Source organism: Phytobacter sp. V69 (assembly GCF_965644215.1).
Lineage (GTDB): Bacteria > Pseudomonadota > Gammaproteobacteria > Enterobacterales > Enterobacteriaceae > Phytobacter.
This window is the reverse complement of record NZ_CBFFRL010000022.1, coordinates 23,295-37,701: the sequence shown is the minus strand read 5'-3', so window position 1 is coordinate 37,701 and position 14,407 is coordinate 23,295. Positions and strand designations below refer to the sequence as shown.

The 14,407-nt window shown below is 55.8% G+C and carries 15 protein-coding genes and 1 riboswitch; of the genes, 9 read left to right on the top strand and 6 right to left on the bottom strand.

Annotation, left to right across the window (positions count from 1 at the left end):
- Positions 1-555 precede the first annotated feature (555 nt).
- Positions 556-2,145 (top strand): bifunctional phosphoribosylaminoimidazolecarboxamide formyltransferase/IMP cyclohydrolase, encoded by a 1,590-nt coding sequence (gene purH / locus ACSZPU_RS05090; protein ID WP_498996135.1) that lies wholly within the window; start codon positions 556-558, stop codon positions 2,143-2,145.
- A 15-nt stretch (positions 2,146-2,160) separates the two neighbouring features.
- Entirely contained in the window at positions 2,161-3,453 is a 1,293-nt protein-coding gene (gene purD, locus ACSZPU_RS05085) for a phosphoribosylamine--glycine ligase (protein WP_498996132.1), read from the top strand.
- Between the two features lie 52 nt (positions 3,454-3,505).
- Here purD and ACSZPU_RS05080 read toward each other — a convergent pair whose 3' ends face one another.
- From ACSZPU_RS05080 to nudC, 6 genes are all read right to left on the bottom strand, one after another.
- Positions 3,506-4,198 carry a DUF1481 domain-containing protein gene (locus ACSZPU_RS05080; protein ID WP_498996136.1) on the bottom strand — a complete coding sequence of 231 codons (693 nt, stop codon included), beginning with the start codon at positions 4,196-4,198 and terminating at the stop codon, positions 3,506-3,508.
- A 12-nt stretch (positions 4,199-4,210) separates the two neighbouring features.
- The gene (gene hupA / locus ACSZPU_RS05075) at positions 4,211-4,483 is read right to left on the bottom strand and encodes a nucleoid-associated protein HU-alpha (protein ID WP_035890328.1); all 273 of its coding nucleotides are present in this window, start codon (positions 4,481-4,483) and stop codon (positions 4,211-4,213) included.
- A 186-nt stretch (positions 4,484-4,669) separates the two neighbouring features.
- A complete protein-coding gene (locus ACSZPU_RS05070; protein WP_498996130.1) occupies positions 4,670-5,260 on the bottom strand; it encodes a YjaG family protein in 591 nt (196 codons plus the stop codon).
- 42 nt (positions 5,261-5,302) lie between these two features.
- On the bottom strand, positions 5,303-5,974 hold the full coding sequence (nfi, locus tag ACSZPU_RS05065; RefSeq protein ID WP_498996127.1) for a deoxyribonuclease V: 672 nt from the start codon (positions 5,972-5,974) through the stop codon (positions 5,303-5,305).
- A 9-nt stretch (positions 5,975-5,983) separates the two neighbouring features.
- Positions 5,984-7,048, bottom strand: a complete 1,065-nt coding sequence (gene hemE, locus ACSZPU_RS05060) for a uroporphyrinogen decarboxylase (protein ID WP_498996125.1) — start codon at positions 7,046-7,048, stop codon at positions 5,984-5,986.
- A 44-nt stretch (positions 7,049-7,092) separates the two neighbouring features.
- The gene (gene nudC, locus ACSZPU_RS05055) at positions 7,093-7,866 is read right to left on the bottom strand and encodes an NAD(+) diphosphatase (protein WP_498996124.1); all 774 of its coding nucleotides are present in this window, start codon (positions 7,864-7,866) and stop codon (positions 7,093-7,095) included.
- A gap of 88 nt (positions 7,867-7,954) precedes the next feature.
- Here nudC and rsd point away from each other — a divergent pair, with 88 nt between their 5' ends.
- From rsd to thiH, 7 genes are all read left to right on the top strand, one after another.
- A complete protein-coding gene (rsd, locus tag ACSZPU_RS05050) occupies positions 7,955-8,458 on the top strand; it encodes a sigma D regulator (RefSeq protein ID WP_498996122.1) in 504 nt (167 codons plus the stop codon).
- A 54-nt stretch (positions 8,459-8,512) separates the two neighbouring features.
- Positions 8,513-8,633: riboswitch (TPP riboswitch) on the top strand.
- 83 nt (positions 8,634-8,716) lie between these two features.
- Positions 8,717-10,615, top strand: a complete 1,899-nt coding sequence (gene thiC, locus ACSZPU_RS05045; protein WP_498996119.1) for a phosphomethylpyrimidine synthase ThiC — start codon at positions 8,717-8,719, stop codon at positions 10,613-10,615.
- Positions 10,615-11,250 (top strand): thiamine phosphate synthase, encoded by a 636-nt coding sequence (gene thiE / locus ACSZPU_RS05040; RefSeq protein WP_498996117.1) that lies wholly within the window; start codon positions 10,615-10,617, stop codon positions 11,248-11,250. The genes thiC and thiE overlap by 1 nt, the downstream gene beginning before the upstream one ends.
- Positions 11,243-12,001, top strand: a complete 759-nt coding sequence (locus tag ACSZPU_RS05035) for a HesA/MoeB/ThiF family protein (protein ID WP_498996114.1) — start codon at positions 11,243-11,245, stop codon at positions 11,999-12,001. The genes thiE and ACSZPU_RS05035 overlap by 8 nt, the downstream gene beginning before the upstream one ends.
- Positions 11,982-12,182, top strand: a complete 201-nt coding sequence (thiS, locus tag ACSZPU_RS05030) for a sulfur carrier protein ThiS (protein WP_498996111.1) — start codon at positions 11,982-11,984, stop codon at positions 12,180-12,182. The genes ACSZPU_RS05035 and thiS overlap by 20 nt, the downstream gene beginning before the upstream one ends.
- Before the next feature lies 1 nt (position 12,183).
- A complete protein-coding gene (thiG, locus tag ACSZPU_RS05025; protein ID WP_498996108.1) occupies positions 12,184-12,954 on the top strand; it encodes a thiazole synthase in 771 nt (256 codons plus the stop codon).
- Complete coding sequence (gene thiH, locus ACSZPU_RS05020; protein ID WP_498996106.1) at positions 12,951-14,105, top strand: 2-iminoacetate synthase ThiH; 1,155 nt, start codon at positions 12,951-12,953, stop codon at positions 14,103-14,105. The genes thiG and thiH overlap by 4 nt, the downstream gene beginning before the upstream one ends.
- The last annotated feature ends 302 nt before the right edge of the window (positions 14,106-14,407 follow it).

The window sequence follows — 14,407 nt, the reverse complement described above, 5'->3', positions numbered from 1 at the left end:
TTTCGTCCGAAGACGTTAAGAATCCATGTCACTTTGAGTGCCCACACAGATTGTCTGATAAATTGTTAAAGAGCAGTTGCGACGCGCTTTAGCGCTTTGTCGCGAGGTGGCGTATATTACGCTTTCCTCATTCAGAGTCAACCGTTTATTTTCAGGTTTTTCTATTCAACCGAACCGGCTACTTAGTGTGAAGTGATTCACATCCGCCGTGTCGATGGAGGCGCATTATAGGGAGTTATCTGCAGGCCGCAATAGAAAAATTACAGAAAAATGACTGACTGCTGCATTCCACAGCAAAAGCCCGCCTTATACCCTTTTGCACACAGAGTTATCCACAAATCGTTTCGTTTCTTCGTCTGAAATCCTGCGCTGAACATCTCTATAGGGGAGGAAATTAAGTGATCCAGATCGAAAGATAAAAATTCGCGAGCGTTGCGCAAACGTTTTCGTTACAATGCCCGCGAAAAAAATCAGCCCCGTAAGGGGCGTTAGCTGAGTTTTTACGCAAGAATTCAGCTAACGCTCTCTGTAATCGTCAAATCCAGGGGATTTACCATGCAACAACGTCGTCCAGTTCGCCGCGCGCTGCTCAGTGTTTCTGACAAAGCCGGTATCGTCGAATTCGCTCAGGCACTTTCTGCACGTGGTGTGGAGCTGCTATCTACAGGTGGCACAGCCCGTCTGTTAGCAGATAAAGGTCTGCCGGTGACCGAAGTTTCCGATTACACCGGTTTCCCGGAAATGATGGATGGACGCGTTAAGACCCTGCATCCGAAAGTGCATGGTGGCATTCTCGGCCGTCGCGGCCAGGATGATGCCATCATGGCCCAGCATGACATCTCTCCTATTGATATGGTTGTAGTTAACCTTTACCCGTTTGCCCAGACCGTTGCCCGCGAAGGCTGCTCTCTGGAAGATGCCGTCGAGAATATCGATATTGGCGGCCCAACCATGGTGCGTTCCGCGGCGAAGAACCATAAAGATGTGGCCATCGTCGTGAAGAGCAGCGACTACAACGCCATTATTGAAGAGATGGACGCCAACGACGCCTCTCTGACGCTGGAAACCCGCTTCGACCTCGCGATTAAAGCGTTCGAACACACCGCCGCTTACGACAGCATGATTGCCAACTACTTCGGCAGCATGGTTCCGGCCTATCACGGTGAAACAAAAGAAGCCGCTGGCCGCTTCCCGCGGACCCTGAACCTGAACTTCATTAAGAAGCAGGATATGCGCTATGGCGAAAACAGCCACCAGCAGGCTGCCTTCTATATAGAAGAAGAAATCAAAGAAGCTTCTGTAGCCACCGCGCAGCAGGTACAGGGCAAAGCGCTCTCCTATAACAATATCGCCGATACCGATGCTGCTCTGGAATGCGTGAAAGAGTTCAGCGAACCGGCCTGCGTTATCGTTAAGCACGCTAACCCATGCGGCGTGGCGGTCAGTTCCTCTATTCTGGATGCTTACGATCGCGCCTACAAAACCGACCCGACTTCCGCGTTCGGCGGCATTATTGCCTTTAACCGTGAGCTGGATGCACAAACCGCACAGGCAATTATCTCCCGCCAGTTCGTGGAAGTGATAATCGCCCCGTCAGCCACCGAAGAAGCGCTGAAAATTACCGCCGCTAAACAAAACGTTCGCGTTCTGACCTGTGGCGAATGGACCGCTCGCGTCCCTGGCCTGGATTTCAAACGCGTTAACGGTGGCTTGCTGGTTCAGGACCGTGACCTGGGTATGGTGACCGAAGGTGAACTGCGCGTGGTTTCTAAACGTCAGCCAACGGAACAGGAACTGCGTGATGCGCTGTTCTGCTGGAAAGTGGCGAAGTTCGTGAAATCCAACGCCATTGTCTATGCCAAAGAGAACATGACCATCGGCATCGGTGCAGGCCAGATGAGCCGCGTCTACTCCGCGAAAATTGCCGGAATCAAAGCCAGCGACGAAGGGCTGGAAGTGAAAGGCTCCGCGATGGCGTCTGATGCCTTCTTCCCGTTCCGTGACGGTATCGATGCTGCCGCTGCCGTTGGCGTGAGCTGTGTGATCCAGCCTGGTGGCTCTATTCGCGATGACGAAGTGATTGCCGCCGCCGACGAACACGGCATCGCCATGATCTTCACCGACATGCGTCACTTCCGCCATTAATTTCCGGAGCAGACAATGAAAGTATTAGTAATTGGTAACGGCGGGCGTGAGCACGCTCTGGCATGGAAAGCGGTACAGTCACCGCTGGTCGACACCGTTTTCGTCGCGCCAGGTAACGCGGGCACCGCACTGGAACCCGCGCTGCAGAATGTCGCCATTGGCGTAACCGACATTCCGGCACTGCTGAGCTTTGCACAGAATGAAAAAATCGACCTGACCATCGTCGGGCCGGAAGCGCCGCTGGTAATTGGCGTGGTGAACGCGTTCCGTGACGCAGGCCTGAAAATCTTCGGCCCAACCGAAGGTGCCGCGCAGCTGGAAGGCTCCAAAGCCTTCACCAAAGATTTCCTCGCACGTCACAACATTCCGACGGCGGAATACCAGAACTTCACCGAGGTAGAGCCTGCGCTGGCTTACCTGCGTGAAAAAGGCGCGCCGATTGTTATCAAGGCAGACGGCCTGGCAGCCGGTAAAGGCGTTATCGTGGCGATGACCCTGGAAGAAGCCGAAGCGGCCGTCAACGACATGCTGGCGGGTAACGCCTTTGGTGACGCGGGCCACCGCATCGTTATCGAAGAGTTCCTCGACGGCGAAGAAGCCAGTTTTATCGTGATGGTTGACGGTGAACATGTGCTGCCGATGGCCACCAGCCAGGATCACAAACGCGTTGGCGATGGTGATACCGGTCCGAACACCGGCGGCATGGGAGCTTACTCCCCGGCTCCAGTGGTGACCGACGAAGTCCACCAGCGCACCATGGAACGCATCATTTGGCCAACCGTGAAAGGCATGGCGGCGGAAGGTAACACCTACACTGGCTTCCTGTATGCCGGTCTGATGATCGACAAGCAAGGCAACCCGAAGGTTATCGAGTTCAACTGCCGCTTCGGCGATCCAGAAACCCAGCCGATCATGTTGCGTATGAAATCCGATCTGGTGGATCTGTGCCTGGCCGCCTGCGCGGGCAAGCTGGATGAGAAAACCTCCGAGTGGGATGAGCGTGCGTCTCTTGGCGTGGTGGTTGCTGCGGGCGGTTATCCGGGTAATTACAACACCGGTGACGAAATCCACGGTCTGCCGCTGGAAGAAGTGGCTGACGGCAAAGTATTCCACGCCGGTACGAAGCTTTCCGCTGACGATCGCGTCCTCACCAACGGCGGTCGCGTGCTGTGTGCCACTGCTCTGGGTCATACCGTTGCCGAAGCACAACAACGTGCTTACGCGTTAATGGCGAATATTCAGTGGGAAGGCAGCTTTAGCCGTAACGATATCGGTTATCGTGCGATTGCCCGCGAGCAAGAGAAGTAATTTCGCAGTTTGCCCTCTTCCTCAGAGGAGAGGGCGCAAAACCAAGCTCACCTCAGAACGTCTTCTCGGTCGGCTGCCAGGTACAAAAGTCTTCGTTTGCCACCAGCAGCAACTGAGATCCTTCCGGCCCTTCCAGCCACGCTACGCTCACTTCCGCCGATGAATGATTCTGCCGACGCTCAATATGACCAATCGCCAGTGAATCCAGCTCTGGTTTGATGGTTTGGCCTTCACATGTTGTAACGGAACCGTTCGCATGCCAGCGTCCCTGACGCAGCACCACACGCCCCTGACGCAGTGCATCGCTGGTCTGGCGTAGCTGATTCGCACGATAGCGGTAGAGCGCAACCTGGTCGCTGGAAAGCTGCTGCTTCTGGCCGTTGACTTCACGCTGCATGAAACTCAGCTCACCGTGGTCATCAAAGCGCACGCGGATATGCTCCGGCGTCTTACCGTAGATATTGAGTTCAATCAGTCTGAGTTGATCATCCTGCCAGCGGTATTCGCTGAGCGAGGTATTGCCGTTGTGCCACGGACTAAAGGCGGCGAGAAGGTGGATCTCGCTGTCGGAATCTTTGCGCCAAAGGCGCTCCGCACCCTGGTCACCGGCATAGCCGCTGGCAGTGAAGGGGGGTAATGAAGAGTTGTGGCTACAGGCAGATAATAACAGCACGCCCGCCAGCACCCGTGAACGGCGCCAGAAAGACAAAAGGGGCTTAGAAGCCCCTTCGACAAAACTGTTCACTGCCACGCTGTCTTACTTAACAGAGTCTTTCAGTGCTTTACCAGAAACAAACGCCGGTACGTTAGCTGCGGCGATTTTGATTTCTTTACCGGTCTGCGGGTTGCGGCCAGTACGCTCAGCGCGGTGGTTCACTTTGAAGGTACCGAAACCAACCAGTTGTACAGCATCGCCTTCTTTCAGAGACTCAGTAATCGCAGCCAGGGTGGATTCCAGAGCAGCTTTCGCTTGCGCTTTAGACAGATCAGCCTTGTCTGCAATTACATCAATCAGTTGAGTCTTGTTCATAAGTTATCCTTTCAATGTGTTTATCGCTTGCTAAGCATCGAGTGCGACGGAAATGCCTGAAAAGCACTCTCCTGCATACACGCACCGATAGCCACTTTTTTTCGCCCCCCAAATGTAGACCAGACGGGGGTGCGAAGGGAAGCCTTCCAGGACGACAAAACAGGCGTTAAATCACGTTTTATTGTCTCATTGCTGCAAATTTATACCGATATTGCTGTCTCCGGCCTCGCGCAGGTCTGCACGCAGGCCTTTGATCAGTTCAATATCGCGTTCTTCACATGCAGCCAAAAGGCGGAAAATCTCCCACTGAATGTCCCATTCCTGCTCCACCGCTGGGTTTTCTTTGAGCTCTTCGTCGGTCATTTCGCGACCTTCCTGAGTCATTTCCAGCATCGCAACGGTGGTGATCGACGTCTTACTGACCTCAATCGCGTACTCTGTCGTTTCACCACTCAGGAGAGCGTGAATCGTATCGCTTAACGCCACGCAAGCATCAATCGCCGGGTAGACACCGTACATATCGTAGTCGTCAGCGGAAGGAATTGCCTCTTCCAGCTTCTCGAGCTGGTTGTCGAAATTCACCTTAGCGTCTTTGACCGTCAGCGTTTCCCACACCAAATCCAGAATACGGCGATAAAGCTGCGCATCGCCAAACTCGGTTTCCTTACAGAACATGGCGTAATTGGGATACATGCGTTCGCACAGGCAGGCCATGAACGTGACGTGCTGCCACGTTGCCAGCTTCTCCAGACGCAGGTGAATCGGGTTTTGTAACATGATGAGTTCTCTAATGCAGAAATTAGCGGCAGTGTACCTGAATCAACCCTGAATTTCCTGCCAACGCACAAATGCCGGACGACCCGATGCAACGGCATCAGCCCAGCGAGTCGGTTCAGGCAGGCGATAGCCTTTCACGCAGCGCTCAACCCACGCCAGCGCTGAGTCCTGGCTCACCCGATGTCCCGTCGAGATATACAAGGGATTACAGCGCGCTTTGCTGCGCCACACCCATGCCAGCTTCTCGCCTTTGTCGATAAGCGCTGAGCGCGCGCCAGGCTCATCGGTGAGTGGCTCAAATCGACCGCACAGCCGCTTTTTCGCCACGCCAATGGTGGGCACATCCACCAGCAGACCAAAATGGCTGGCAACGCCCAGACGGCGTGGGTGCGATATTCCGTGTCCATCCACAAACAGCAGGTCGGGCTTTTGCGAGAGCAACTCCCACGCGGCCAGCAGCGCGGGATATTCGCGAAACGAGAGAAAACCCGGAATGTACGGCATGGTGGTAGGAATGCGCGCCACCTGATACTCAATGAGCTCCAGTGACGGCCAGGCCAAAAGCACCATTGCCGCTCGCGTCACCTCACCGCCCTGCTCGAACCCGACATCCGCGCCACCGATCACTGCCGGAGGATCGGTATCAAAACGATCCTCGTGAACGATTGAAGCAGCCAGCTCGATTTGCTGAGCGCGCAGAGACGCGAGATCCATGGTTTTCTCCTACAGATGGTAAGGCACAGACAGGCGATGCACGGCCTCAACAAACGCGCCAGCATGTTCTGGCGGCACATCCTGATGGATGCCGTGTCCAAGGTTGAAAACGTGCCCTTCTCCCTGACCGAAGCCCGCAAGAATGGTCGCCACTTCTTCTTCGATCCGTGCGGGCTGTGCATACAGCATGGACGGGTCCATATTGCCCTGCAGCGCCACTTTATCGCCTACGCGACGACGCGCATCGGCAATGTCTGTCGTCCAGTCGAGACCCAACGCATCACAGCCGGTTGCCGCCATCGCTTCCAGCCACTGGCCACCGCCTTTGGTGAACAGCGTCACCGGCACACGCTTGCCGTCGTTTTCACGCAGCAGACCATCAACGATTTTATGCATGTAGTAAAGCGAGAACTGCTGATAATCGCGCCCGGTCAACACGCCACCCCAGGTATCGAAAATCATCACCGCCTGTGCCCCTGCACGGATTTGTGCGTTGAGGTACAGCGTGACGCTTTTCGCCAGCGTATCCAGCAGCAGATGGAGCGTTTCCGGCTCGGCATACATCATTTTCTTGATGACGGTGAATGCCTTGCTGCTACCGCCTTCCACCATGTAGGTCGCCAGCGTCCACGGGCTACCGGAGAAACCAATCAGCGGCACTTCGCCTTTCAGCTCACGACGAATGGTGCGCACCGCATTCATCACATAACCCAGCTCATCTTCCGGGTCGAACACCGGTAGCTTTTGCACATCGGCTTTACAGGTAATCGGCGAGGTAAAACGTGGACCTTCGCCCGCTTCGAAATAAAGCCCTAATCCCATCGCATCCGGTACGGTGAGAATGTCCGAGAAGAGGATCGCGGCATCCAGCGGATAACGACGCAGCGGCTGCAGCGTCACTTCGCATGCCAGCTCCGCGTTTTTGCACAGCGACATGAAGTCACCCGCCTGCGCGCGCGTGGCTTTGTATTCCGGCAGATAGCGACCGGCCTGGCGCATCATCCATACGGGTGTCACGTCCACTGGCTGGCGCTGCAACGCGCGAAGGTAGCGATCGTTTTTTAATTCGGTCATGTTTACATTCCTTTAGCGTTTATGCGCCCAGTGTAACATGTATGTCACTCATACTCTGCCCGACACTGCGCCACCGTATCTTCAATCAGACGGCGCGCCACGGTGCCCGGAGGAGGGAGCAACGGCAGATCGTCATAGCGATACCAGCCCGCATCAATCAGCTCTTTCGGGTCGATAGCGATTTCGCCGCTGTCATATTCGGCCATAAATGCGGTCATCAGCGACTGCGGGAAGGGCCAGGGCTGGGAGGTCACATAGCGCAGGTTTTTCACTTTCACTCTGCTCTCTTCCATCACTTCACGGGCGACGCACTGTTCCAGCGTTTCACCGACTTCAACGAACCCGGCCAGCACCGTGTAAATGCCGTTGCGGTGACGCGTGTGCTGCGCCAGCAGAATTTTATCTTCACGACGAATGGCGACGATGATGCAGGGAGCAATCTGAGGGTAGTAACGTTCGCGGCAATGATCGCAGAGCATCGCCCATTCCGTTTGGCTGGGGTGCATGGTGTGTCCGCAGTAGCCGCAGAACTTATGTGAACGGTAAAACTCGGCCAGTTGTACCCCTCTTCCTGCTAACTGGAAGAGCCCAACATCTTGATCGATAACCTGGCGAACGGATCCCATTTCCTGCCGACGATTCTGGCGGATCATCCAGACGGGTTCACCCTGCCATTCGCCAATCTGGAGTGCGCTGAGACCCACAAGATCGAAATTTCCTGCACTTCCCCGTGGTAATTCTCCACCAGGAAGCCATAATTTTTGTTCATGGCTTACGATCCACCAGCCATTATCTGATGATTCGATAATTCGATGCATTTTGTGTGTGCTACCTTAGTTTTGGCATTTTGTTAACATTATTATTACATTCGGGTAGGCATTTAATCTTAATATTGCGGAGTCAATTATGCTAAACCAGCTAGAAAGCCTGACAGAGCGCGTTGGAGGAAGTAACAAACTGGTCGATCGCTGGCTGAATATTCGCAAGCAACTCCTGGTTTCTTACTACAATCTGGTTGGCATAAAACCCGGCAAAGGATCATACATGCAGCTTAACGAAAAAGCGCTGGACGAATTTTGCCATAATCTGGTCGATTACCTTTCCGCCGGGCATTTTAGTATTTATGAACGGATTATCAGTGAAATGGAAGGGACCAGCCCACTTTTAGCCGCCACTCAGCTTTATCCCCTTCTGGAAGTGAATACTCTGGAAATTATGGAGTACTACGATTCCAGCCTGGAAAACGCTATCGATGACGACAACTATGCCGAGTTTCAGCAGGCGCTGTCTGACATCGGCGAAGCCCTTGCGGCCCGCTTCACGCTTGAGGATAAGTTGATCGTCCTGGCCTTCGACAACAATCTTAAGAACAGCGCGAACGACGAAAGCGGAATCGCGCGCCCGGCTTGAGTTCTTTCGCATTAACGCGTAGTTTAAAAAACAGTCCCCCGTCTTCGGATGGGGTTTTTCTTGTCGGAGTGCCTATATTTCCGCTGATGAAGTGGAAAGGGCTGAGACCGTTAATTCGGGATCCGCGGAACCTGATCAGGTTAGAACCTGCGAAGGGAACAAGAGTAATCCATTCACATCAATCACCCTCGGGGTGATCTGCTGTCATTACTCCGTCCGTCGTCTGACAAGCCATATCCTTAACATTTGGAATGAGCTATGTCTGCCACTACTAAACTGACCCGTCGTGAACAACGCGCCCAGGCGCAGCACTTTATCGATACCCTGGAAGGAACAGCCTTCCCCAACTCAAAACGCATCTACATCACCGGTTCGCAGCCGGACATCCGTATTCCAATGCGTGAAATCCAGCTTAGCCCCACACTGCTTGGCGGCAGCAAAGAAAATCCACAGTACGAAGAAAACGAAGCCATTCCGGTGTACGACACCTCCGGCCCGTATGGCGATCCGGATGTGGCGATTGACGTCCAGCAAGGACTGGCAAAGCTGCGTCAGCCGTGGATTAATGCCCGTGACGACAGTGAAGAACTGCGCGATCGCAGCTCCGCGTATACCAAAGAGCGCCTTGCTGATGACGGCCTGGACGACCTGCGTTTTAGTGGCTTACTGACGCCGAAACGGGCCAAAGCTGGCCTGTGTGTGACCCAGTTGCACTACGCACGTCAGGGGATTGTGACGCCGGAAATGGAGTTTATCGCCATTCGCGAAAACATGGGCCGCGAGCGTATTCGCGGTGAGGTATTACGACAGCAGCATCCTGGCCACGGCTTTGGGGCGAATCTGCCGGAAAATATCACCCCGGAATTTGTGCGCGATGAAGTGGCCGCCGGGCGTGCCATCATTCCCGCCAACATCAACCACCCGGAATCAGAACCGATGATTATCGGTCGTAATTTCCTGGTGAAGGTCAACGCCAATATCGGTAACTCGGCGGTCACCTCCTCCATCGAGGAAGAGGTCGAAAAACTGGTGTGGTCCACGCGCTGGGGCGCCGATACGGTGATGGACCTGTCAACGGGCCGTTATATTCACGAAACCCGCGAGTGGATCCTGCGTAACAGCCCGGTGCCGATCGGTACTGTGCCGATCTACCAGGCGCTGGAAAAAGTCAATGGGATCGCCGAAAACCTGACGTGGGAAGCGTTCCGCGACACCCTGCTGGAGCAGGCTGAGCAGGGCGTCGACTACTTCACCATCCACGCAGGCGTGCTGCTGCGCTACGTGCCGATGACCGCCAAACGCCTGACGGGGATCGTCTCACGCGGCGGTTCGATCATGGCAAAATGGTGCCTGTCGCATCACCAGGAAAACTTCCTCTACCAACATTTCCGCGAAATCTGTGAAATCTGCGCCGCCTACGATGTCTCCCTGTCACTGGGCGACGGCCTGCGTCCAGGCTCCATTCAGGATGCCAACGACGAAGCCCAATTCTCTGAACTGCATACGCTGGGCGAGCTGACCAAAATTGCCTGGGAATACGATGTGCAGGTGATGATTGAAGGCCCCGGCCATGTGCCAATGCAGATGATCCGCCGCAACATGACCGAAGAGTTGGAACACTGCCATGAAGCGCCGTTCTACACCCTGGGGCCATTGACCACGGACATCGCGCCTGGCTATGACCACTTCACCTCCGGGATTGGTGCGGCGATGATCGGCTGGTTTGGCTGCGCCATGCTCTGCTACGTGACGCCGAAAGAGCACCTCGGCCTGCCGAACAAAGAAGACGTGAAGCAAGGGCTGATTACCTACAAGGTTGCCGCCCACGCAGCGGATCTGGCGAAAGGCCACCCGGGCGCGCAGATCCGCGATAACGCCATGTCCAAAGCGCGCTTCGAATTCCGCTGGGAAGACCAGTTTAATCTGGCACTCGACCCGTTCACCGCCCGCGCCTATCACGATGAAACCCTGCCGCAAGAGTCCGGCAAAGTCGCCCACTTTTGCTCCATGTGCGGGCCAAAATTCTGCTCGATGAAAATCAGCCAGGAAGTGCGCGACTACGCCGCCGCACAGAACATTGAAGTGGGGATGGCGGATATGTCGGAGAACTTCCGTGCCAAAGGCGGCGAAATCTACCTCAAAAAAGAGGAGGCGTAATGTACCAGCCTGATTTCCCGGCGGTACCCCTGCGCTTAGGGCTCTACCCGGTGGTCGACAGCGTGCTGTGGATTGAACGCCTGCTGGAGGCCGGTGTGCGAACCATTCAGCTACGCATCAAAGATAAGCGTGATGACGAGGTGGAAGCGGACGTCGTGGCAGCCATCGCGCTGGGGCGTCGCTACGATGCCCGGCTGTTTATCAATGACTACTGGCGACTGGCGATAAAACACAACGCCTACGGCGTACATCTGGGCCAGGAAGACCTGGAAACCACCGACCTGAAAGCGATTCAGTCCGCGGGATTGCACCTCGGCGTGTCGACCCACGACGATATGGAAATCGACGTGGCGCTCGCCGCACGCCCTTCTTACATCGCATTAGGCCACGTCTTCCCGACGCAAACCAAACAGATGCCCTCTGCGCCGCAGGGGCTGGAACAACTGGCGCGTCATATCGAAAGGCTTGCCGATTACCCTACCGTAGCCATCGGCGGCATCAGCCTTGAACGCGCGCCAGCGGTACTGGCGACCGGTGTGGGCAGCATTGCGGTGGTGAGCGCCATTACGCAGGCGGCAGACTGGCGTGAAGCAACGGCGCAATTACTCAATGTTGCGGGGGCGGGCGATGAATGACCGTGACTTTATGCGCTATAGCCGCCAGATGCTGCTGGAAGATATCGCCATCGACGGGCAACAAAAACTGCTCTCCAGCCGGGTGTTGATTGTCGGGCTGGGGGGATTAGGCTCCCCCGCCGCGCTCTACCTGGCGGGGGCGGGCGTGGGAACGCTGGTGCTGGCTGATGATGACGACGTGCACCTGAGTAACCTGCAACGACAGATTGTGTTTACCACTGACGATATCGCCCGTTCGAAATCCCAGGTGACCAAACAGCGTCTGGAACGGTTGAACCCGGAGATTTCGCTGATCGCACTCGAACAGCGTCTGTCCGGCGAGACCTTGCGCCACGCGGTGGACGCTGCCGATGTCGTGCTGGATTGCACCGACAATATGGCGACCCGTCAGGCGATCAATGCCGCCTGCGTCAGCACCAATACACCGTTAATTACCGCCAGCGCCGTAGGCTTTGGCGGCCAGTTGATGGTGCTTACGCCACCGTGGACCCACGGCTGCTATCGCTGCTTGTGGCCAGATGAGCATGAACCTGAACGCAACTGCCGTACCGCAGGCGTGATAGGCCCGGTAGTCGGCGTGATGGGCACATTGCAGGCGCTGGAAGCCATCAAGCTGCTGAGCGGCATACAGACCAACACCAGCGAGCTGCGTCTGTTCGATGCCCGCGCCAACAGCTGGCGCAGCCTGGCGTTACGCCGGGCCAGCGCTTGCCCGGTTTGCGGAGGGCTGCATGCAGATTCAGTTCAATGACGCCCCGATGCAGTTCGACGACGCGCTGACCGTCTCGGCCCTGTTGCAGCAACTCGATCAGCTAAAACCCGGCGCCGCGCTGGCGCTTAATCAGCAAATTCTCCCGCGCGAGCGGTGGGAACAGCATGTCGTGCAGGACGGTGACCAGATCCTGCTTTTCCAGGTTATTGCAGGGGGCTGAGATGTTACGTATTGCAGACAAACAATTTGATTCACACCTGTTCACCGGCACCGGGAAATTTGCCAACGCCTCGCTGATGGTCGATGCCATCCGCGCTTCCGGTAGCCAACTGGTGACGCTGGCGATGAAGCGCGTTGATTTGCGCCAGCATAACGATGCCATCCTCGCGCCACTGCTGGCGGCGGGCGTGACGCTGCTGCCCAACACCTCAGGGGCGAAAACGGCAGAAGAAGCCATTTTTGCCGCACAACTGGCGCGCGAAGCGCTGGGCACGCACTGGCTGAAACTGGAAATCCACCCTGATGCCCGCTGGCTTTTGCCGGATCCTATTGAGACGCTGAAGGCCGCGGAAGCACTGGTCAAACAGGGATTTGTCGTGCTGCCTTACTGCGGTGCAGACCCGGTATTGTGTAAGCGCCTTGAAGAGGTCGGCTGCGCGGCAGTGATGCCGCTGGGTGCGCCCATCGGTTCTAACCAGGGGCTGGAAACCAAAGCGATGCTGGAGATTATTATCGAGCAGGCGACGGTGCCGGTGGTGGTCGATGCCGGAATTGGTGCACCCAGCCACGCCACTCAGGCGCTGGAAATGGGAGCCAGCGCGGTGCTGGTCAATACGGCTATCGCTGTCGCGGATGACCCGGTGAAAATGGCGCAGGCGTTTCGACTGGCGGTCGAGGCAGGTGTGCTGGCGCGCGAGGCGGTTCCCGGTGCACGCCATGCGCATGCCGTGGCCACCAGCCCGCTCACCGGTTTCCTGGAGGCCAGCGCATGAAGATGTTTACCGACCACTGGCGTACGCTGGAGTGGGATGATATTCGGCTACGCATCAACAGTAAGACGACCGCGGATGTGGAACGTGCCCTGAATGCAACGCGTCTCACCCGCGATGACTTAATGGCCCTGCTCTCCCCTGCGGCGATCGGCTATCTGGAGCCTCTGGCGCAAAAGGCACAGCGCCTGACGCGCCAGCGCTTCGGCAATACGGTTAGCTTTTACGTACCTCTGTACCTCTCCAACCTGTGTGCCAACGACTGCACCTACTGCGGGTTTTCGATGAGTAACCATCTCAAGCGAAAAACCCTCGATGATGCAGAGATCGCACGCGAATGCGCGGCTATCCGCGAGATGGGCTTCGAACACCTGCTGCTGGTCACCGGCGAACATCAGGGAAAAGTGGGGATGGATTATTTCCGCCGCCACCTGCCGACCATCCGCCGCCAGTTCGCCTCTTTGCAAATGGAGGTTCAGCCACTGTCCACGGAGGAATATGCCGAGCTGAAAACGCTGGGTCTGGATGGCGTTATGGTGTATCAGGAAACCTGGCATGAAGCACAGTATGCCCAACATCATCTGCGCGGCAAGAAACAGGACTTTTTCTGGCGTCTGGAAACGCCGGACAGGCTGGGACAGGCGGGTATCGATAAAATCGGTCTTGGCGCGTTGATCGGATTATCCGACAGCTGGCGGGTGGATTGTTACATGATGGCGGAGCATCTGTTGTGGCTACAGCAGCACTACTGGCAAAGCCGTTTTTCGATATCATTCCCCCGTTTGCGCCCCTGCGCTGGCGGCATCGAACCGGCCTCTATTATGGATGAACGCCAGCTGGTGCAGACCATTTGCGCCTTCCGTCTCTTTTCGCCGGAAATCGAACTGTCGCTCTCAACGCGTGAATCGCCCTGGTTCCGCGACCATGTGGTGCCGCTGGCGATCAATAACGTCAGCGCCTTCTCCAAAACGCAGCCTGGCGGTTATGCCGATAATCACCCGGAGCTGGAGCAGTTCTCACCCCATGATGACCGCAGACCCGAGCAGGTGGCCAGCGCGCTGGCAGCCCGTGGTTTACAGCCCGTGTGGAAAGACTGGGATAGCTGGCTGGGACGTTCGCCGCAGGAAAACGGCAACGTTGCAGTAACGCGCTGATATCTTTCGAAACATTACGCACCATCGCAATCGGGGCATTGAGCCTGTTGCCCCGATTCTCTACTCTGCGCTTGTCAGCAATGGACGCTGACCGGGGTGGCCATACCGCTCGCTGCCACCCCGCCTCTTTTATTCATAATAAAACCACTTAATTGATATAAGTCAGTCGATATGACTTTTAAATAATCTTAATTAACGAACAGTATGCTGATTGATGCATTATTGATCAGATAAACATAAAAGCGCTTTATCGGTAATACTTATCTCGTCTCACTACGCTTCCCTATACTTTTTCTGTTTAC

What these genes read in the sequence shown, in the direction of transcription:
- purH (WP_498996135.1), top strand. Translation starts at nt 556, where the DNA reads ATGCAACAACGTCGTCCAGTTCGCCGCGCGCTGCTCAGTGTTTCTGAC.
- purD (WP_498996132.1), top strand. Translation starts at nt 2,161, where the DNA reads ATGAAAGTATTAGTAATTGGTAACGGCGGGCGTGAGCACGCTCTGGCA.
- hupA (WP_035890328.1), bottom strand. Translation starts at nt 4,483, where the DNA reads ATGAACAAGACTCAACTGATTGATGTAATTGCAGACAAGGCTGATCTG.
- ACSZPU_RS05070 (WP_498996130.1), bottom strand. Translation starts at nt 5,260, where the DNA reads ATGTTACAAAACCCGATTCACCTGCGTCTGGAGAAGCTGGCAACGTGG.
- nfi (WP_498996127.1), bottom strand. Translation starts at nt 5,974, where the DNA reads ATGGATCTCGCGTCTCTGCGCGCTCAGCAAATCGAGCTGGCTGCTTCA.
- hemE (WP_498996125.1), bottom strand. Translation starts at nt 7,048, where the DNA reads ATGACCGAATTAAAAAACGATCGCTACCTTCGCGCGTTGCAGCGCCAG.
- nudC (WP_498996124.1), bottom strand. Translation starts at nt 7,866, where the DNA reads ATGCATCGAATTATCGAATCATCAGATAATGGCTGGTGGATCGTAAGC.
- rsd (WP_498996122.1), top strand. Translation starts at nt 7,955, where the DNA reads ATGCTAAACCAGCTAGAAAGCCTGACAGAGCGCGTTGGAGGAAGTAAC.
- thiC (WP_498996119.1), top strand. Translation starts at nt 8,717, where the DNA reads ATGTCTGCCACTACTAAACTGACCCGTCGTGAACAACGCGCCCAGGCG.
- thiE (WP_498996117.1), top strand. Translation starts at nt 10,615, where the DNA reads ATGTACCAGCCTGATTTCCCGGCGGTACCCCTGCGCTTAGGGCTCTAC.
- ACSZPU_RS05035 (WP_498996114.1), top strand. Translation starts at nt 11,243, where the DNA reads ATGAATGACCGTGACTTTATGCGCTATAGCCGCCAGATGCTGCTGGAA.
- thiS (WP_498996111.1), top strand. Translation starts at nt 11,982, where the DNA reads ATGCAGATTCAGTTCAATGACGCCCCGATGCAGTTCGACGACGCGCTG.
- thiG (WP_498996108.1), top strand. Translation starts at nt 12,184, where the DNA reads ATGTTACGTATTGCAGACAAACAATTTGATTCACACCTGTTCACCGGC.
- thiH (WP_498996106.1), top strand. Translation starts at nt 12,951, where the DNA reads ATGAAGATGTTTACCGACCACTGGCGTACGCTGGAGTGGGATGATATT.